Source organism: Exiguobacterium sp. s56, assembly GCF_018618255.1.
Taxonomy (GTDB): Bacteria; Bacillota; Bacilli; order Exiguobacteriales; family Exiguobacteriaceae; genus Exiguobacterium; species Exiguobacterium chiriqhucha.
The window spans coordinates 87,602-107,356 of the sequence record NZ_JACSLR010000002.1; the positions used below are offsets into that span (position 1 = coordinate 87,602).

Sequence of the window (19,755 nt, forward strand, 5' to 3'; positions counted from 1 at the left end):
CGAGCCCGCGTATAGCTTTATTGTACTTATTTACCTGTTAGAATGCAATGCACGGACAGGATAGAACTACCAATTCATCAAAAAAATTATACTAAAAAAATCTCGCCTGAACCATGTCAGGCGAGAAACGTTACTTACTCTTCGTCTAAAAGTGAGAGGACGTCATCGTTGTCAGCTTCGACTGTGACCGTCTTTTCACCGTTGAGACCGTAGTGGTCGCGAATCCGTTCTTCGACCGATGCGGCCACCGACGGGTTCTCTTTCATATACTGCTTCGCGTTCTCACGGCCTTGACCGAGACGCTCCTCGTTGTACGAGTACCACGCGCCGCTCTTTTGAACGATATCGAGGTCGGCCCCGATGTCGATGAGCTCGCCTTCACGCGAGATTCCTTCGCCGTACATGATATCGACTTCTGCCGTCTTGAACGGTGGCGCGATCTTGTTTTTGACGACTTTGATTTTCGTCCGGTTCCCGACCATGTCTTGACCTTGTTTGAGCGTTTCAGCACGACGGACTTCGAGACGGACCGACGAATAGAACTTGAGGGCACGACCACCAGGTGTCGTTTCCGGGTTACCGAACATGATTCCGATTTTCTCACGGATTTGGTTGATGAAGATGACGATTGTCTTCGACTTGTTCGTCGCACCAGACAATTTACGGAGCGCTTGGCTCATGAGGCGGGCTTGAAGACCGACGTGTGAGTCTCCCATCTCCCCTTCAATCTCGGCTTTCGGAACGAGTGCCGCAACCGAGTCGACGACGAGGATATCGACCGCACCAGAGCGGACGAGGGCTTCCGCGATCTCAAGGGCTTGTTCCCCTGTATCCGGTTGTGATAAGAGCAACTCATCGATGTTGACGCCCAAGTTTTGTGCGTATTTCGGGTCGAGCGCGTGCTCGGCGTCGACGAAGGCAGCTTGTCCGCCGCGCTTTTGAACTTCAGCGATAGCATGAAGCGCCACCGTCGTCTTACCTGACGATTCAGGTCCGTACACTTCGATGACACGACCACGTGGATAACCACCTGCACCGAGGGCGATGTCGAGGGCGATTGAGCCTGACGGGGTCACCGAAACTTGCTGATCTGTATTTTCACCGAGGCGCATGATTGAGCCTTTACCGAATTGTTTCTCAATTTGGCGTAATGCCATTTCTAACGCTTGTTTACGATCACTCATAGATTAATGAGCCTCCTTTGATTGATACTTTCATTATAAGCGAAGCGAAGACGATACACAAGTTTTTTGCGAACGTTTATTCGCCTTTTTTCATTTGTTGCAGGAGCGCCCACATTCCGTCTTTCGTAGCCCGGGCTTGAATGACATGCCGCTCTTGATGCGGGTAATCACGTTCAATCACGTCAATCCCGTCCGGTGACCGGATGCCGATGAACACTTTTCCGACCGGCTGACCCGAATTTGACGTCGGACCGGCCTCGCCGGTGAACGCCAGCCCATAATCCGTTCCGGTCTGACGCGTCAGACCGAGGATCATTTCAAAGGCGACTTCTTTTGAGACGACCGAGTGTGAATCAATTGTATCAAGGGACACCCCTAAAAACCTATTTTTTAGCTCGTCGGAGTACGTGACGACCCCGCCCTTGAACACCGAGGATGCTCCTGGAACGGCCGTGAGCATCGCTTGGGCTTGACCGCCCGTGAGCGACTCGGCAATCGACAGCGTCGCCTTGCGCGCTTGTAACTCGTGAATCAGCCGTGCGGCGAGCGTATCCTCGTCTGAACCGAAGTAATAGTGACCGACCCGCGCCAAAATATCCTGTTTGACCCGTTCAATCATCTCCCGCGCCACGGTCTCAGTATCGGCGCGGGCGCTGATGCGCAGTCGTGCCTCGCCCGACTCGGCGTATGGGGCGACCGTCGGGTTCGACCCGGTCATCAAATCGACGACGGCCGCGTCGAGCGCCGACTCACCGATTTCATAAAAGCGCAACGATTCAGAGACGATGGTCATCCCGCCGAATTTTTCTGGGAACGTGGCGTCGACGATCGCTTTCATCTCCCACGGGACACCCGGTAACAACAGCCATGTCGGTTCGTCCTCGATCCACATCCCGGGCGCGAGACCGACCGGGTTGGTGAGCACTTCGGCCCCGGTTAAGACGTCTGCTTGCCGCGCGTCCCCTTCGTTCGGCTCGCGTCCGCGCGAGGCGACGAAACGATGGATCGTCTCGAGCGATGCCTCGTCACGGATGAGTGGACGACCGAGCACCTCGGCGAGTGTCGTCTTCGTGATATCATCCGCCGTCGGCCCAAGGCCGCCAGAGACGATGACGAATTCACTTCGTGATCGCGCTTGTTCGAATGTCGCTCGCAAACGTTCCTGATTATCTCCGACGACTACATGATACAGCACGGACAACCCATATTTCGACAGCTGTTCTGATAAGTAACGGGCGTTCGTGTTCGTGATTTCCCCTAAGAGCAGTTCAGAGCCTACCGCAATGATTTCGGTGCGTTTCATCCAAATTCCTCCTCCCAATAAAAAAACGAGCTGTTCGGCCAAGCTGAACAACTCGTCTATGCCGATGGTTACATCGACTTTACAATGATCTTATAGTTTTGTGCGAAATATTCGGCCCCTGAGTAAATCGTCAAGACGAGCGCGAGCCACATGGCCCATTCGCCGAACGGGATGCCGACATAGCTGAAAATCGGGTTGCCGAACAGCAGGAAGATGATGGCAAAGAGTTGGACCCATGTCTTCGCTTTGCCCGACTTCCCGGCCGCGACGACGATTCCTTCATCGGCCGCCACGAGACGAAGTCCCGTCACCGCGAACTCACGCGAGAGAATGACGACGACGACCCATGCCGCGACGAGATCCATCTCGACGAGCAGGACAAGTGCCGCCGTGACGAGTAGTTTGTCAGCGAGCGGATCCATGAATTTCCCAAAGTTGGTGACCAAGTTGTGCTTCCGGGCGAGATGCCCGTCAAGCCAGTCAGTGATAGCGGCAATCGTAAAGATGACCGCGGCGATGAATTGATGGAGCGGTACGTCCGCCCCGAGGAAAGCGATGTCTCCCCAATCAAAATCTACGGCGAGTAAGACGACGAACACGGGGATGAGCAACACCCGTAACATCGTCAAACGGTTAGGTAGGTTCATCGAGAACTCCTCCTCTAGAAGGAGAGTCAACTTATTCTGCGTCGACTCTCTTTACAAATATATTTTGTGTGACCGGCGAGTCGGCTAATTCAAGCTCCCGGCCATTGACAACAATTTTCTCGACCCCACCGATCAAGCCGATTCGGATGCGAAGCGTATCCGTCTCCGCGTCCTCGATGACAATCGGGTTTTGTTTCGATTGGTTCGGATATTCCGGAGCGAGGAACGCTCCCTCGAGTGAGGTGTCCCGAACACCGACATATGTCGCCGGCGACTCTTTCACATGAATCTCCGTCGTCAGTTTATCGGCCGTCGCGATCTCATATGTGAGGTCTGCCCCGTTCGTCGACGCGACCGCAATCGGTCCCGTCTCTTCTGCCGGTTCTTCTTCGACCGGTTCTTCAGCCGGCGGTTCTTCTTCGACCGGCTCTTCTTCCGGCACGTCCTTGTTTTGATCAATGGTTACACCCGAGTTCGTCTGTTCAGTCGGTGACGCGTTTTGGTCGCCGAAATCAAGGTTTCGGACGACGTAATAGACGGCCGTCATCAACAGGAACGCGACGAGCACGAGCATGACTTTCGGTACCCAACGCGAGACACGGCTCGACGTCTCGGACGCTTTCGAATAGGTTTGCTTTCGCGATAATTGAACGGTCGGTTGCGGCTCGATTTTCGGCAAGTCTTTCGCATACGTCTCGTACAGTTCATCGACATCAAGTCCTAACGATTCCGCATACGTTTTAATGAACGCCCGTGCATAGAACGAGCCAGGGAGATTTTTGTAATCACCTTCCTCGATCGCGATGATATAGCGTTTTTGAATCTTCGTCGTCTGCTGGATTTGGTCGAGCGTCAAACCGCTCGCCTCACGCCTTTGTTTCAAAAAAGTCCCTAGTTCTGTCACAGGGGTCCACACCTTCCATTCAAGTAGTTATTCAAACCATTCTGCCTCACGATGTGTCTCTTGAGGAATGATAATCTCCTCATCTTGTGAGTTCCTCAGTTCGATGATGTAATCAAAGTCTTCGAACACGCAATCGGTGTTGCGCACGTATAGGTCCGGATGCTCGATGACTTTCACGGACGGCAACCGCATGACTTCTCGAATCAATTGACGATGGCGTTCATCCATCGTCCGCGTCGAGACGGCACCGTCGATGATATAGACGTGGTCCCCTTCGCGTTCTTCTTCGAACAACGAGGTCCGCACCGTTTGCTTCATGAGCGTCGATGACAGGAACAGCCAGCGCTTGTTCGCACAGACGCTCGCCGCAACAATCGACTCGGTCTTCCCGACACGCGGATTGCCGCGCACCCCGATCAACAAGTGCCGTTCTTCTTTCATCAGTTCGGCGACGAAGTCGACGAGGACACCTAAGTCCTCGCGGACGAATTTGAACGTCTTCTTGTCGTCATTGTCGTGCTCGATGTAGCGCCCATGTCGAATCGCGATTCGGTCGCGAAGCTTCGGTCGCCGGAGCTTGATGACGACGATGGCTTCCATCTTGCGCAAAATATGTTCCAGACGATGGACGTGATCCGCGGCCGGGGCCTTTAACAGCATGCCGCGGCGCTGGAGATCGACGCCGTTAATCGTCACGATTGAGATTTGAAGCATCCCCATCAGGGAAGCGATATCCCCCAGGATACCGGGCCGATTTTGGCAAAGTTCATATTCGAGATACCATTCTTCGAACTTATGATCCATCTCGTCCACCCTTTCCGATGTGTGCTCGCTACCTTGTTCATTCTAAATTATTTTAGAAGAATTGAAAAGAACTCGTTTCAGTCGTGACGACAAAGTTTCACACCCAACCGCCATCGATACGGAGCACGGCACCGGTCATATAGGCTGCAGCCGGGGAGCAAAGAAAACGAATCGTCTCCGCCACTTCCTCAGGTCCGCCTAACCGGCCGAGCGGAATCTCCTCACGGGCCGTTTGTTTCGTCTCTTCTACCGTATCATTCATCGGAGTGTCAATCCACCCCGGTGTGACCGCGTTGATACGGACATGAAACGGTCCCGCCTCACGCGCGAACGCTTTGACGAATCCGAGTTGGGCGGCCTTGACCGTCGAATAGAGGACTTCCCCGGCCGCACCGACCTCACCCCAGACGCTCGAGACGACGACGATATCTAGGGGGAGGTCGTACGCTTTTTGCCCGACGACGTGCTGCACGAGCCGGACCATCGAGCGGACATGAATCCGGTACAGCCGATCGAGTTCGAGGAGCGACTGGTCGACGAGCAACCCGTAGGCATGATTGCCGGCGACGTGGATGATGCGGTCGACCGGTCCGAGTGTGTCGAGCCAAGTCTCGAGCCCGGTCTCATCATCGAGGTCACACGTGACGACGTCAGCCGTCAGTCCTTCGCTCGCGACGAATGCACGGAGCGATTCCGCCTGCGTATGCGCCTGCAAGATGAGGTCATCGTCCCGGAACGACAGGGCGACGGCACGACCGATTGCCCCGCTCGCTCCCGTGATGAGCGTCGTCACGGCTTCTTGACGATGCAGACGGTCCGTTGATCGGCTTGGAATAGACGGTCATACGCGGCGTACAGATCGTCGAGTGAAATCGCATCGAGCAGATCAGGGATGTCGAACATATTACCGCCACTGAGCGCATAGCGTGAGAACTGGTTAGCGATGAACTCAGGTGAGTTGAGCGCCTTCAAAAACTGCCCTTTCATCATGCGCTTCTTGCGATCGAGTGTCTCGACGCCGAGTTCGAGCGGACGCTCGAGGGCGGACGTAATCCGATCGACGAACGTCTCGACGTGTGGCGTCTCCATCGACAGGACGGCGAAGGCGAACGTCTCTTCTGACGTATAGTCGAACGAGAACGCGTCATCAATCAATCCTTCGGCATACAGTTCCGCATAGAGCGGTGCCGTCGTGTCGAACAAGGCATGCATAAGGAGCTCGACGATGAGCTCTTGCTTCATGCCATCCTTGCCGGCAAGCGGCATGTCTTTATACCCAATCATCACTTTCGGCACCGATACGTCCATCTCGATAATGCGTTCGGCCAGATGCACCGTCTCCGGCTCCTCGATTTCTTCCCGCGCTGTCAACAGCGGCTGTGGGAACGTCTTCGCCGCCTGATTGGCGGTGATTTCCGCGAGGATGGCGTCCGGGTCGATATTCCCGACGACGAACAGCACCATGTTGCTCGGATGATAGAACGCTTGGTGGCAACGATACAAATCGTCCGCCGTAATGGCACTGATCGAGTCGATCGTCCCGGCGATATCGATTTTTACCGGGTGTTCGGCGTACATCGCCTCAATCAAACCGAAGTAGAGCCTCCAACCTGGATTGTCTTGATACATCTGAATCTCTTGACCGATGATGCCTTTCTCTTTTTCGACCGATGCTTCTGTAAAGTACGGCGCTTGGACGAAGTCGATTAACGTCTTCAAGTTCTCACTGACGTTCGACGTCGCACCGAACAAATATGCCGTCCGGGTGAACGACGTGAACGCGTTCGCCGACGCACCGAGGCGTCCGAATTGTTGGAACACGTCGCCGTCCTCTTTCTCGAACATCTTATGCTCGAGGAAATGGGCGATCCCGTCCGGTACGTCGACCCAGTCCTCTAGCTTGAACCGACGATCAATCGACCCGTATTTGGTCGTGAACGTGGCGTACGTTTTCTCATAGCCGGTCTTTTTCAATAAGTAAACCGTCAATCCGTTCTCGAGGACGGTATGATGAAGCGTCTCTCCGACGTTTGGAAAATCGAGTTTCATGCGGTTCCCCCCTTTAAACAATAGACGGCCTGTAGCGTCAATCGGTTCGCGAGCGCGGCCACGTCTTGACGCGACGTCCGTTCGATAATCGCCATCTCTTCGTCGAGCGAGAACGGACGGATGTCCGAACCGCTCATCCAAGCGATCAGTTGGCGCGGATTGTCGCCGAGTTGGCGACGCTGATGGAATAACATCGCTTTCGTCTGTTCGAGCGTCTCATCCTCGAACGTGCCGGCTTGAAGGTCGGCTAGCTGGTCGGCGATAATCGCCTCGGTCTTGGCCTGGTTCGAGGCATCGATTCCGGCGTAGACGAACAACATCCGGCTGAGCGAGCTATACTGCGAGGCCGCGTAATAGGCCAAGCTCTCTTTTTCACGGACATTCATGAACAGTTTCGAGTGCGGGAAGCCGCCGAATAAGCCGTTGACGACTTGCATCCGGACGGCGTCCTCACTTCTCGGGTCGATGTCGACTTGATAGGCGAGGTGCAACTTGCTCTGATTGATGGCTTGATGTTCCTCGAGCCGTTGAAACTCACGGTCGACCGGCTGGGGATACTCCCGAACGAGACGTTCTCCGAGCCCTTCGAGCGGGGCGAACGCGTCCGTCACTTGTTCACGACTGACGTCCCCGACGACATAGACGTCGACGCGGTCGTGACGGATCATCGCTTCATACGCCTCGAACAACGTCCGAGGTGTCACGTGCTCCAACTGGTCAAGTGTCCCAAGCGATGGGATGGCGAGTTCTTCGCCGAGCAGCTCTTGTAGACGTTGTTGGGCAAAGCGCATCTTGTCATCGTATACAGATTCGATCCGTTGACGCTGGAGACGAGCCTCTTGCTCGACGATGAGCGGTTGGAACGCCCCGTCATAGGCGTTCGGACGAAGCAGCACTTCCTCGAGCAGCTTGATGGCTTGAGCGAGCACCGGTTCGCCGACGAGTTCATCGTTCACGACTTCAAGCTGGAACTGGATGATATGCTCTTTGCCGACTTTCGAGGCCCCGGCGTACAGGCTTGCGTCATACAGTTGTTCGAGCGGCGTGTGGAACAGTTCGATCGACGGATAGGCTTCCGTCGCCTTCTCCATCACATACGGCAACAAGGCGCGGGCTGCAATCGTCTCAGGCGACAATGGCGCCGCGAACGAGACGAGACATGTCGTCGTCTTGAATTTTTGGGTCGGGTAGACCGAATAGTGCAATCGCTGTTGAAATTGTTCGATTCCTTTCATAACTGGATCTACTCCTTCTTCTTTTTCGTTTTAAAGACATCGGCACCGCGGGCGTACTCTTGATCAGGCACACCGGCCACGACGTTGGCGTAACGGGCCGCAGTAAATAAGTAATCACTCAATCGATTGTAGTACGGGAGTTGACGGACGGCCGCATCGACATTGACAAGTTCTCGTTCGACACGGCGACAGACGGTGCGCGCCACATGCAGGCTTGCCGCTCCGACACTGCCTCCCGGCAAAATGAACCGGACGAGCTCGGGACATTTGGCCTCAAGCTCGTCAATCCACGTCTCAAGCTCGGTGACGATCACTAAATCGACTTGTTGCGGCGGGTCTTGTTTATACATCAGCTCCGAGCCGAGATCGAACAAGTCGTGCTGGATTCGTGTCAATTGGGTCCGGAGCGTCTCGTCCGTCTGATGGGCGAGCGCGAGACCGATCTGACTGTTCAACTCATCTAACAGCCCCATCGCCTGGATGTGGGGATGGACTTTCAAGACGCGTCCACCAATGAGCGACGTCTCGCCCTTGTCCCCGCCTCGTGTGTACAGTTTCATGTCATTTCCTCCTTTATGCCACAAATGGTGACCCATAGGAGTCACCATTGTCGTTATGCCTGCGGTTGCGTGTACGGGAGACGGATTGTGAACGTCGTCCCTTCGTCGAGCGCGCTTGAGACGTCGACCGTGCCGTGATGGGCATCGATGACGTTCTTGACGATGGCGAGACCGATTCCGGTACCCGCCTTGCCGCCGCTCGTCCGTGCTTTATCCGCTTTGTAGAACCGTTCGAACACGAACGGTAAATCTTCTTTCGGGATGCCGCTGCCCGTGTCGGACAGACGGATCATGAAGCCGGTCTCTTCTGCGCTCGCTTCGAGTCGAATCGAACCGGACTCGGTATGTGCGATGGCATTGCCGATCAAATTCGTGAACACTTGTTCCAATCGGTCCCCGTCCGCCTCAATCGTGTGACGCGGAGCCTCAGTCGAGAGGGTGATCCCTTTCTCGTTCGCCATCTGGTTGAACTTGCGCATGACGCGCGGTAAAAACTCACCGAGGTCGAACGTTGCGAATTGCATCGTCTCTTTGCCTGATTCAATCCGTGCCAAGTCGAGTAAATCGTTGACGAGACGGGCGAGCCGGAGTGACTCATCATAGATGATGGAAGCGAATTCTTTCGTCGCATCATCACTCTCGGTCATGCCGTCGATAATCGCCTCGGAATACCCTTGGAGCGTCACGAGCGGGGTCCGGAGTTCATGGCTGACGTTGGCGACGAAATCGGTCCGCATCTTGTCGAGGCGATGGCTCTCTGTCGTGTCACGGATGACGACGACGGCCCCTTCGAAATCGTCCTCGCCAAGAAGCGGTGTCACGGTCAACGTGTAATAATGGTCGTGCTGTTTCACTTCAATCGTCTTCTCCGGAGCCCCGGCGACGACGTCCTCATAGAGCGACAACACGACTTCGTGCGGTTGCTCGTCAATGAGGAGCGGTTGGGCTTGAGGATTCGTCACGATGACGTTCGCATGGCGGTCGAGGGTGATGACCCCATCGGCCATCGACCGTAAAATCGAGGCCAATTGTAGCCGTTCCCGATCGAGCGCGTTCACATACGTCGACAGCTGGCTGCTCATCGCGTTGAACGAGCCGGCCAGTTCGCCGATCTCATCGTTCGACTTTTGAACGAGGCGCAGGTCGAACTGCCCTTCCCCTGTCTTGTTGACGGCGTCGCGCATCTCCCGGAGCGGTGCCGTGATGCGCGTCGATAAGAAGAACGCGAACACGGTCGTGACGATGATGGCCGAGGCGACCGTCCAAAAGATGATCGTCCGGGCCCCTTCGTTCGCACTCGAGATCGCATCAAGCGGTTCAATCAAATAAAGCGTATACTCGCCCGTCTCGAGTGAGAACGTCGTCCGGTATGCGAGCGCGGCCTGGTCGTCAAACGACGAGAAGTTCCCGATCGACGTCTCTCCGACGGCTTGATACGCTTCCCAGTCTTGACGTCCGAGTTCGGTCATGAGCCCATCGACTTCGGTCCCGAAATTCGAGCGGACCGTCCCGTTCTCCAATATATAGTTGGCGCCGTACACTTCGATGATTTGATCAACCGTCCGCGATGCGTCCCCTTCTTGGAGCAGTACGGATTGAACTTGTCCCCCGAGTTTGGCCAAATGGCCTCGTTCCTGATCAATATGAAACGAGTTGAAAAACTCGAGCATCAGAACGGAGACGATGAACAAGATAAGACTGACCAACACGAGAATCGTCAACCACAGCTTTGTGACGATGCTATTGCGGCGAATCATCACTCACTGACGACTTCGAACTTGTAACCGACACCCCATACCGTCGTAATCATGTGCGCGGCTTCTGGAGAGACCCGGTTCAACTTTTCCCGGAGTCGCTTCACGTGTGTGTCGACCGTTCGAAGGTCTCCAAAGAATTCATAGTTCCAGACTTCTTTTAATAGCTGTTCCCGTGAGAACACTTTGTCAACTTGCTTGGCCAAGAAGAACAACAGTTCATATTCTTTCGGCGTGAGCGCAATCTCTTCTCCGTCGACCGTGACACGGTGCGCGTCGTTATCGATCGTCAAATGCGGGAAGACGATTAAGTCTTTTGATTTTTCAGCCGTACGTAAATATTTGGTCGATCCTGAACGGCGGAGGAGCGCCTTGACGCGCAGGACGACCTCACGCGGGCTGAACGGTTTGACGATATAATCGTCGGCCCCGACCTCGAACCCTTGGACACGGTCGACTTCTTCCCCTTTCGCCGTCAACATGATGACCGGCGTCGCTTTCGATTTGCGAAGTTCGGTACACACCTCGACACCGTCCATTTTCGGCATCATCAAATCGAGCAAGATGACATCGAAATTATGCTCGAGGGCGAGCTGTAACGCCTCTTCCCCATTCGTCGCTTCGACAATCACGTACTGTTCCCGTTCCAAATACATTTTTAATAGTCGGCGAATTCTTTCCTCGTCGTCGACCACTAAAATTTTTGTTTTATTAGCCATCCACTAAACCTCCTAATCGAACCATTACAAGATGTAGCGATTGTTGCACAATTGTGAACATTTCGCTCTCTTTCATAACTATACCACTCTATTATTTGGCTTCACAACGGTCAGTTGATAGCGCCATGAAAAAAGAAGCCACCGGAGTGACTTCTTTGTTTACGCATATGAATGCAAACCGGCGATGACAAGGTTGACGAAGACGAGGTTGAACATGATGACGGCGAATCCACCGACACAGAGCCAAGCCGCTTTCGTTCCCGTCCAGCCACGCTGGATCCGCATATGCAAGTAATAGATATAGATGAGCATCGTGATGAGCGCCCACACTTCTTTCGGGTCCCAGCCCCAGAAACGGTTCCAGGCGATTTGGGCCCAAATCATGGCGAAGATGAGGCCCCCGAGAATGAACACCGGCAAGCCGATGGCGATCGAACGGTAACTGATCTCGTCAGCGAGGTCGAGGTCGACCTTTTTCGCGAGCGGCTGTAACGCCTCGGCGACGCGCTTGCGTAAGATGACGAAACGGAGCAACACATAAATCACGACGCCAGCGATGACCGACCAGATGAGTGTGTTCAATTTCAACGTGTTGATGAACGTCGGCAACTCGAGTGACAAGCCGCTGGCACCAGAGACAAGTTGCGCCCCTTCCGGTACGAACAGCATCGGCATGAAGTACTCATACGACTCTTGCGTTCCGCGATCGTTCGTGAACTCGACGACGCCACCGGCGCCAATCGCCTTGAAGAGCATCGAGACGAGAATGAAGCCGAGCGTACACATGAGTACGAACATCGTGACTTCAAGCCACGTCCGAGACTTCGACTGCTCGCGCATCGATGTCTCGTTCAATAAGAAGATGAGGCCTGATGCAAAGCTGATGGCCAGAATCCCTTGTCCGAGCGCTGCGGTCGTGACGTGAATCTTCAACCAGACACTGTTCAAGGCTGGGATGAGCGGTGCCACTTCGCTCGAGAACATCGAGGCGAACGCGATGACGAGCAACGCCACCGGCATGGCGAACAACCCGAGCACATCATTTTTATAAATGCCATACACGACGAGGAAGCCAAGCACCATCATCATTCCGAAGAACGTCGTGTATTCGTATAGGTTCGATACCGGCGCATAGCCGACCCCAACCCACCGTAAAATAAAATATCCCATTTGGGCAATAAAGCCGATGACCGCCAGAATGAACGCATACTTTCCATAGGCGATACGGTTGACGTTGCGGTCTTTGCGCATCCCGCTGACCGCGATCGTGAACAACACGGTCGCGACGGCGTACAGGATGAACGCGATGAAGAGCAAACGACTGCTCCACTGAATCCACTCCATTATGATTCCCCTCTTTCATTGGTTGAGTTGTCGTCTGTCTTTTTTTCAAACCGTGCCTGATCTTCCCAGATCGGCAGGCCATGTTTCTCTAGGAGCGGTGTGATTTCGCGGTTAAGTGAAGATGGGTTCTTGTTCGTGAAACCGGCGACAAGCACGTCCGTCTCGCCGTGACGGCGAATCCAGATGCGACGGTGCGGCCAATACATACCCATCACGATCCCGACCATGAAGATGATTCCCCCGACGATTAACACTGGATACGTCGAGTCACTCTTGACGCGAAGACCGCTCGTGCTCGCCATCTCCGTCCCGGCGAATTGGACCGCATAGCGATTCTCCTCGTCGGCGACGTTCAAGCGAATCCCGATCAAGTTCGATTCGGTCGTGCCGTCCGGTGTGTCAATCGCCATGAAAAAGGCCGGGTTGAGCGCCCGTGGCGATTTCGTGTTCGGCTGGCCGTCCTTGACTTCAAAGTCCGGGTATAAGTCGTTCAGTTTGACCGTGACGTCACCGAGGTCGTATGTCGTCTCCGGATTCGTCAAATCGACCGTGAACGGTCCATACACGTCGCCTGTCTCTTTATCAGCGACGTTGAATGACATTGACAAGAACTCTGGACGACTCGAATACTGTTCTTGATACACTTCATATTTTTCAAACTTGAACGGATGGTTCACTTTCGTCGAACCGGTATCGACTTCCTCGAGTTGCGGCGATCCGTCCTCGTTCGTTCCGGTCTTCTTGAACAGCGTCAATTCCGTCTCATAGTTTTTTGGGACAGCACCCGCTTTTTCGATTGCCTCGGCAAACTTCGCATCTTCGGCGTTGTTTTCCGGATCATACATCTCTAAAATAAATTGATCGTTGCGGAGATAATATTCATCATCCGTCGCCTCGAGCGGAACCGTATCGCCTTCGCGCACCCATTCGAGCGTGTCCGTATGGAATGCCGGAAAGACGCGTAGCATCGCCCCGATGAAGAAGATGACGAGCCCGATGTGGTTGACGTATGGGCCCCAACGGCCAAAACGGTATTTTTCGGCGAGTAAGGCGTCGCCGTCACGCTTCACTTGATAGCGCTTCGCTTTTAAGGCGTCGCCGAACGCATCGATTTGTTCGTCCGAGCCTTTGCCTTCCCCAATCAGACGTTGTCCGCGCATGAAGCGATCGGTACGTCGGACCGGCTGGTTTTTCAACGCTTTATATAGCGGGAAAAATCGGTCGATTGACACGACGATGAGCGATAACGTCAGCATGACGATCAACGTGATGTACCACCACGATGTATAGAGGTTATGGAATCCTAACGTGTAATAAATCGTTCCCGGTGTCCCGTACTCGTCCGTATAATACTGGCTCGCCGGCAACTGTTGCGGAATATACATCTCTTGCGGGAAAATCGTTCCGATCGCCGATCCGACGATGATGAGCCCGATGAGCCATAGACCGACCTTGACCGATGCAAAAAAGCTCCACACCCGGTCAATCCATGACCGTGGACGACGCTTCGATCGTAAATCGGCGCCGTCGTATTTCATATCTAGCATATGTGCGCCCCCCGTTCGCTTACAATGACTTCTCGGCCAACTCCATCAGTTTCTCTTTCGTGAGTTCACCTTCGTACTTTTCAATCACTTTGCCATCGGCATCGATGACGAACGTGACCGGCAAGTTATAAATCCCGTACGCCTTCTCGACTTCGCTGCGCGTGTCCATCAAAATCGGATAGTCGAGCTTGACGCCGAGGTCGTTCACAAAGTTATCGACTCGGAGCGGTGTCTCACCGACATTGACCGCCCAAAAATCGACGCCCATGTCTTGAAGGGCCGCATAGTTGTCCTGGACGACCGGCATCTCTTTCTCACACGGTTCACAGAACGTGCCCCAGAAGTTCACGAGCAGCCCTTTGCCGTCGTATGTCTCGCGCTCGACCATCGTCGTCCCGTCTAAACTGACGAGCTTGAAGTTCGGCGCATCGTCGCCGGCCTCGACCCGTCCGTCGTTACCGGCTTGTTCAATCAATTGCATGATGACGACCGCTCCTGCGAACAGGACCATCGTCATGATCATGAGCCGCCAAAATGACCGTTTTTTCTTATGGGCCATCGCCTGATTCATGCGATCACCCGACTTTGTTTCTTTCGTCATGAGTTCACACCATCCTTCAATTGTTATTGTACTGAAAAAACACCAAAAACGCACATTAACAGACTTTTTTCATCTTTTTGTCACACAATCTCCACAAACTAAAAAATCATCCTATCTCAGGACGATTTTTTAGTTGTTATTTTTTCTTTTTCTTGCCTCGTTGTACAGGGGGTACGGTCGGGTTGGCAAGTTCACGCAACTTGGATACTTCTTTGCGTGACAGTTCACGCCATTCGCCCGTCGTGAGACCGTCGAGCGTCAAGAAACCGAACTGTTCGCGCTTCAATTTGATGACTTCCGAACCGACTGCTTCGAGCATGCGGCGGATTTGACGGTTATGGCCTTCTGAGATGACGATTTCTAGAATGGCCGAGTTTTTCTTATGGTCGACCGTCTTCATCTTCACTTGGGCACTGCCCGTCTTATATCCGTCATCGAGCTCGACGCCCGACTCGAGTTGTTTCATCGCGATATACGAAGGAATGTTCTTCACTTTCGCCACATAGCGTTTCGGGATTTTGAACTTCGGATGGGTCATCATGTTCGAGAACTCTCCATCGTTCGTCAAGATGATGAGTCCCGTCGTGTTATAGTCGAGACGTCCGACCGGGAAGACACGTGATCCGGGTGGGACGAGGTCGGTGATGACTTTACGACCTTTATCGTCTTCGACCGTCGAGACGTAACCGCTCGGCTTGTAGAGGACATAGTAGACATGCTCTTCTTGTTCGATTTTCACACCGTCGACTTCGACTTCAGACTTCGGTCCGACTTTCGTCCCGAGTTCGCGCACGACTTTCCCGTTGACGCGGACCCGTCCATCTAAAATCATTTCTTCGGCTTTGCGCCGTGAGGCGACACCTGCTTGGGCAATCACTTTTTGTAAACGTTCCATTTATTCATTCTCCAATCTATCTTGCATAATCGCAGACGGCTGGCCGAAGAACAAATCGCCTTCGTCCGAGAGCTCGTCTTCAAACGTTAATGGGGGCAATTCATCAAGTGAATTAAACCCGAAATGGTCCAGGAAATGCTCGGTCGTGCGGTACAACTTGGCCCGTCCGATCGTCTTGGCCCGGCCTGCCGACTCAATCAACCCTTTTGATAACAGCGTATGGATGACGCGTTCGACTTTGACGCCCCGAACTTCTTCGATATCGGCCCGGGTGACCGGTTGCTTGTACGCGATGATGACGAGCGTCTCCATCGCGGCCCGAGACAACGCTTGTTCGGCCATCGTGCCGACGTAACGCTGAATATACTCGGATACCTCGGGGACCGTCACGAGCTTGTACACGCCCGCCGATTCAATCAATTGGAACGGGCGACCGGAGTCTTTAAACGATACTTCTAGCTTACTCAACTGTTCGCGGGCGGCGGCTTCCGAAATGTCGAGTGTATCCGCGAGGGCACGCACTTCCATCCCTTCTTCGCCGACGACGAACAGTAGACTCTCAATAATCGTTTCATAAGACAGCAACGGCTTCATTCCTTTCCTTTGATGATTCGACGAACGAGATTTGAATGTCCCGTTCTTCTTGTTTGGTCGTGACAACACGCAACTTGATTAGCTCAAGCAACGCCATGAACGTGACGACGAGGTCGGAGACATCGGGCCGCTCTTCAAAAAACGAAAAGAACGAGGTCGTCCCTGCTGCCGAGACATGCTCGTGCAACCGCGTCATCTGCTCCTCCAGCGTCCGTTCTTCGCGTTTGATCGTCTTCTTGCGGCGTTCTTTCCACCGCTTGCGCTCGACCATCTTCGAATAGGCGTGCAACAAGTCCGAGAAGTTGAGCGGTCCGTCGTACGGTTGGACGAGGTCGGACATATAGCGCGTCAAATCTTCGCCCGGACGGCTGTACAGTTCGAGCCGAGACTCTTCCTGCTCGCGCATGAACACGACCGCTTCTTTATAGGCCTTATATTCAATCAACTGTCGAATCAACCCTTCGCGGGTCGGTTCTTCGCCGAAGTCAGGAATGTCATCCTCTTCGACCGGTACCGGTGGCAACAGCTGCTTGCTCTTCAATTGGAGCAACGTCGCCGCCATGACCAAATACTCACTGGCCACATCGAGCTCAAATTTTTGCATCGTCCGGATAAAGGCGACATACTGGTCCGTGACCTCGGAGACAGAGATGTCCGCGATGTCGAGCTCCATCTTGCCGATCAAGTGGAGCAACAAGTCGAGCGGACCTTCGAACGTATCGATTTTGACGTTGTACGCTTCCATAGAGACACCTGCCATTTACATTTTTGCGCTTTAGTATAACATGTTTTGTAGTACCGTGACCACGAAAGGAGAAATTTGATGTCAACGCCTTTAATCCAGTATACGCTCTTGTTTGAATGCCATGCCGATTATTTCGAATGCCACGAAGTGCTCGAGGAAGCATGGCAAGACGGAGGCCGTCAAGATTTAGGTTACGCCGCCTTGATTCAGTACGCCGTCGCCCATTACCATGCCCGCCGCGGCAATACGGCCGGGGCGAAAAAGAGCATCGCGGCGTTACAACAGAAACTTGGGCTGGCCGCGACCGAGCTCGAGGGGCACGGCATCGATGTGGAAACGTTCGCCAAGGATTTGGAGTGTTGGCCGCTCCCCGAGACGCTGCCGCTCGACAAATCGACGCGCCGACAAATCGAGCGCTTGAAACCGACATTCGAACCGACCGCGCTCACGTTTGACGAGCTCGTCCATAAACATATGTATCGAGACCGGACACCGGTCGTCACCGAGCGGCTCCGGGCGCTCGAGGCACGCAAAAAAGCTAGGCGCTGAGCCTAGCTTTTTTAGATGACGACTTGATTCCATTTATCGAGCAAGTCCCCGGTCTTGCCTTGACCGACGAGCTTCAAGTCGAGCGGCAATAAGTTCCGGGTCTCATCGAGCAGTTCATAGGAACGTTTCTCGCCACGGAACGACGGAGACAGCGCAATATGATGGATGAACATCGTCGTCTCTTGTTGCTCCATCCCGATAATCCCGACGAAGTCTTCCCCGACTCTCCAGAGATAAAGGAATTTGGCAGGGTCTTCTTCGTAGGACCGGACGAGTTCGAGCAAGGCGAGCGGAGATTTGTCGCTACATGAGAACGCGAGCAAGCCCATCGCCGTCTTTTCGTACGATTGTTTATATTTCACCAGCATCGCTGGTTTCACCACCTTTAGTCATTCATGTTTCACTAAGTGAACACGTGAGAGACATGGCTCATTGTGTCATAAGATTCAGGCAGAAATCAATTCTCGTCCCAAACTTTGACTTCGGCCATCTTCGTGCCTTGACGAAGTTTGACCGCGTACTCGAGGCCAGACGTCACTTTTCCGAAGACCGTGTGGACGCCATCAAGGTGCGGTTGTGGCTCATGGACGATAAAGAACTGTGACGAGCCCGTGTTGCGTCCAGCGTGCGCCATTGAGAGCGAACCGGCTTCATGCTTGTACGGGAATGACGTCGACGTCTCACATGGGATCGTGTAGCCTGCGCCGCCCATGCCTGTGCCTTCTGGGCAGCCGCCTTGGCTGACGAAGCCTGGGATGACCCGGTGGAATGTCAAACCGTTATAGAAACCGCTGTTCGCGAGCTTCTCGAAGTTTTCAACCGTGATCGGTGCCGCATCGTGGAACAAATCGAATTCGATCATTTCGCCGTTCTCTAATTTCATTGATCCTTTTTTCATATCAAGTTACCCCTTTATGTTCATATTGTCTTTCTCACTCACACATTGCCCATTCTATCAAAAAAAACCGTCTGTCTCCACTATTTTGTGGAAACAGACGTTCTGACTAGCTACTTACTGGATGACAGCGTGGACGAGTGGACGCGCCGTCGGCTCTGTCGCACCGATCGTATACGCGTGGTCCATCCGCTCGAGCGCAGAGGTCATATCTTCTTTGTTCGAACGGAGCACGGCGATCACGTCACCGGCTTCGACCTTGTCACCGACTTTCTTCTCGAGCGTGATACCGGCCGCAAAGTCGAGCTGATCATCTTTTGTCGCCCGACCTGCGCCGAGGAGCATCGCTGCCACACCGACTTCGTCAGCGATAATCGACTCGACGTAACCCGCTTGTTTCGCGACGAACGTCGTCTCATACTTCGCTTGCGGAAGTTTCGACAAGTCATCGACGAGCGACGCGTCGCCACCTTGTGCCGCTACGAACTGACGGAACACTTCGAGGGCATGACCATCCGCCATCCGTTTCTCGAGGTCAGCGTACGCCTCGTCGAACGTCGGATAGAACTCTCCAAGTACAGCCATATGGCCGGCGATCGTGAGGGCAATCGTCTTCAAGTCGTTCACGTCTTTGCCCGAGAGGACTTCGATCGCTTCTTTCACTTCATTCGCGTTCCCGATTTCGAAACCGAGCGGCTGGTCCATGTCCGTGATGACGGCAACCGTTTGACGGCCGACGTTCTTCCCGATCGCGACCATCTCTTCAGCGAGCGCTTTTGCATCATCGAACGACTTCATGAACGCGCCTGAACCCGTCTTGACGTCGAGGACGATGCTGTCGGCACCGGCCGCGATTTTCTTCGACATGATCGAGCTCGCGATGAGCGGGATCGAATCGACCGTCGCCGTCACGTCACGGAGTGCGTAAAGACGTTTGTCGGCAGGCGTCAAGTTACCCGTCTGACCGATGATGGACATCTTGATATCGTTGACTTGCTTCGTGAACTGTTCTTCCGTCAACTCGACGTTGAAACCAGGGAACGATTCGAGCTTATCGATTGTCCCGCCCGTGTGGCCGAGACCGCGCCCGCTCATCTTCGCGACCGGAATGCCGATTGACGCGACGAGCGGAGCGACGATTAAGCTGATTTTGTCACCGACACCGCCGGTCGAGTGTTTATCGACTTTTTTACCTTGGATGTTCGAAAGATCGATGACGTCACCAGACTTGACCATCTCCATAGTCAAGGCTGCCGTCTCTTTCTCTGTCATGCCGTTAAAGTAAATCGCCATTGAAAGGGCCGACATCTGATAATCAGGAATCGTCTCGTTCGTGAAGCCTTCGATGATGAAGCGAATCTCCTCTTCGTTTAATTCGCCACCGTTACGTTTTTTCAAAATCAAATCGACCATGCGCATAAGTTTC

21 protein-coding genes are annotated in these 19,755 nt (G+C 53.8%); 1 reads left to right on the forward strand and 20 read right to left on the reverse strand.

The window, feature by feature from the left end; genetic code table 11:
• Positions 1-134: 134 nt before the first annotated feature.
• From recA to KNP71_RS03460, 17 genes are all read right to left on the reverse strand, one after another.
• Positions 135-1,184: a recombinase RecA gene (recA, locus tag KNP71_RS03380; RefSeq protein WP_021067612.1), complete on the reverse strand. Its 1,050-nt coding sequence runs from the start codon at positions 1,182-1,184 to the stop codon at positions 135-137.
• Between the two features lie 76 nt (positions 1,185-1,260).
• Positions 1,261-2,487, reverse strand: coding sequence for a competence/damage-inducible protein A (locus KNP71_RS03385; protein ID WP_214830013.1), 1,227 nt, complete (start codon positions 2,485-2,487; stop codon positions 1,261-1,263).
• Between the two features lie 68 nt (positions 2,488-2,555).
• A complete protein-coding gene (gene pgsA / locus KNP71_RS03390) occupies positions 2,556-3,134 on the reverse strand; it encodes a CDP-diacylglycerol--glycerol-3-phosphate 3-phosphatidyltransferase (RefSeq protein ID WP_021067614.1) in 579 nt (192 codons plus the stop codon).
• A gap of 31 nt (positions 3,135-3,165) precedes the next feature.
• Positions 3,166-4,017 carry a helix-turn-helix domain-containing protein gene (locus KNP71_RS03395; RefSeq protein WP_241764584.1) on the reverse strand — a complete coding sequence of 284 codons (852 nt, stop codon included), beginning with the start codon at positions 4,015-4,017 and terminating at the stop codon, positions 3,166-3,168.
• A 48-nt stretch (positions 4,018-4,065) separates the two neighbouring features.
• Positions 4,066-4,842 (reverse strand): YmfK family protein, encoded by a 777-nt coding sequence (locus KNP71_RS03400; RefSeq protein WP_021067616.1) that lies wholly within the window; start codon positions 4,840-4,842, stop codon positions 4,066-4,068.
• A gap of 97 nt (positions 4,843-4,939) precedes the next feature.
• Positions 4,940-5,635 carry an elongation factor P 5-aminopentanone reductase gene (ymfI, locus tag KNP71_RS03405; RefSeq protein WP_131471223.1) on the reverse strand — a complete coding sequence of 232 codons (696 nt, stop codon included), beginning with the start codon at positions 5,633-5,635 and terminating at the stop codon, positions 4,940-4,942.
• Positions 5,632-6,891: an EF-P 5-aminopentanol modification-associated protein YfmH gene (gene yfmH, locus KNP71_RS03410; protein WP_021067618.1), complete on the reverse strand. Its 1,260-nt coding sequence runs from the start codon at positions 6,889-6,891 to the stop codon at positions 5,632-5,634. The genes ymfI and yfmH overlap by 4 nt, the downstream gene beginning before the upstream one ends.
• Complete coding sequence (gene yfmF, locus KNP71_RS03415) at positions 6,888-8,126, reverse strand: EF-P 5-aminopentanol modification-associated protein YfmF (RefSeq protein ID WP_021067619.1); 1,239 nt, start codon at positions 8,124-8,126, stop codon at positions 6,888-6,890. The genes yfmH and yfmF overlap by 4 nt, the downstream gene beginning before the upstream one ends.
• Before the next feature lie 8 nt (positions 8,127-8,134).
• Positions 8,135-8,686, reverse strand: a complete 552-nt coding sequence (locus KNP71_RS03420; RefSeq protein ID WP_021067620.1) for a cob(I)yrinic acid a,c-diamide adenosyltransferase — start codon at positions 8,684-8,686, stop codon at positions 8,135-8,137.
• A 53-nt stretch (positions 8,687-8,739) separates the two neighbouring features.
• Positions 8,740-10,443, reverse strand: a complete 1,704-nt coding sequence (locus KNP71_RS03425; protein ID WP_058763840.1) for a sensor histidine kinase — start codon at positions 10,441-10,443, stop codon at positions 8,740-8,742.
• Entirely contained in the window at positions 10,443-11,159 is a 717-nt protein-coding gene (locus KNP71_RS03430; protein ID WP_021067622.1) for a response regulator transcription factor, read from the reverse strand. The genes KNP71_RS03425 and KNP71_RS03430 overlap by 1 nt, the downstream gene beginning before the upstream one ends.
• A gap of 159 nt (positions 11,160-11,318) precedes the next feature.
• On the reverse strand, positions 11,319-12,503 hold the full coding sequence (gene ccsB / locus KNP71_RS03435) for a c-type cytochrome biogenesis protein CcsB (RefSeq protein WP_214753079.1): 1,185 nt from the start codon (positions 12,501-12,503) through the stop codon (positions 11,319-11,321).
• On the reverse strand, positions 12,503-14,050 hold the full coding sequence (gene resB, locus KNP71_RS03440; protein WP_021067624.1) for a cytochrome c biogenesis protein ResB: 1,548 nt from the start codon (positions 14,048-14,050) through the stop codon (positions 12,503-12,505). Before resB ends, ccsB begins: the two co-directional genes overlap by 1 nt.
• A 19-nt stretch (positions 14,051-14,069) precedes the next feature.
• Complete coding sequence (locus KNP71_RS03445) at positions 14,070-14,651, reverse strand: redoxin domain-containing protein (protein ID WP_021067625.1); 582 nt, start codon at positions 14,649-14,651, stop codon at positions 14,070-14,072.
• A 136-nt stretch (positions 14,652-14,787) separates the two neighbouring features.
• Positions 14,788-15,546, reverse strand: a complete 759-nt coding sequence (locus KNP71_RS03450; RefSeq protein WP_021067626.1) for a pseudouridine synthase — start codon at positions 15,544-15,546, stop codon at positions 14,788-14,790.
• On the reverse strand, positions 15,547-16,140 hold the full coding sequence (scpB, locus tag KNP71_RS03455; protein ID WP_021067627.1) for an SMC-Scp complex subunit ScpB: 594 nt from the start codon (positions 16,138-16,140) through the stop codon (positions 15,547-15,549).
• On the reverse strand, positions 16,118-16,885 hold the full coding sequence (locus tag KNP71_RS03460) for a segregation and condensation protein A (RefSeq protein ID WP_058763846.1): 768 nt from the start codon (positions 16,883-16,885) through the stop codon (positions 16,118-16,120). Before KNP71_RS03460 ends, scpB begins: the two co-directional genes overlap by 23 nt.
• A gap of 78 nt (positions 16,886-16,963) precedes the next feature.
• Between KNP71_RS03460 and KNP71_RS03465 the strand changes: the two genes are divergently transcribed.
• Positions 16,964-17,434, forward strand: coding sequence for a DUF309 domain-containing protein (locus KNP71_RS03465; RefSeq protein WP_021067629.1), 471 nt, complete (start codon positions 16,964-16,966; stop codon positions 17,432-17,434).
• Between the two features lie 11 nt (positions 17,435-17,445).
• Here KNP71_RS03465 and KNP71_RS03470 read toward each other — a convergent pair whose 3' ends face one another.
• From KNP71_RS03470 to KNP71_RS03480, 3 genes are all read right to left on the reverse strand, one after another.
• Positions 17,446-17,802 carry a GNAT family N-acetyltransferase gene (locus KNP71_RS03470; protein WP_021067630.1) on the reverse strand — a complete coding sequence of 119 codons (357 nt, stop codon included), beginning with the start codon at positions 17,800-17,802 and terminating at the stop codon, positions 17,446-17,448.
• An 89-nt stretch (positions 17,803-17,891) separates the two neighbouring features.
• Positions 17,892-18,332 carry a peptidylprolyl isomerase gene (locus tag KNP71_RS03475; RefSeq protein ID WP_214798409.1) on the reverse strand — a complete coding sequence of 147 codons (441 nt, stop codon included), beginning with the start codon at positions 18,330-18,332 and terminating at the stop codon, positions 17,892-17,894.
• Positions 18,333-18,446: 114 nt separating this feature from the next.
• Entirely contained in the window at positions 18,447-19,748 is a 1,302-nt protein-coding gene (locus KNP71_RS03480) for a pyrimidine-nucleoside phosphorylase (protein WP_214756568.1), read from the reverse strand.
• Positions 19,749-19,755: the final 7 nt, after the last annotated feature.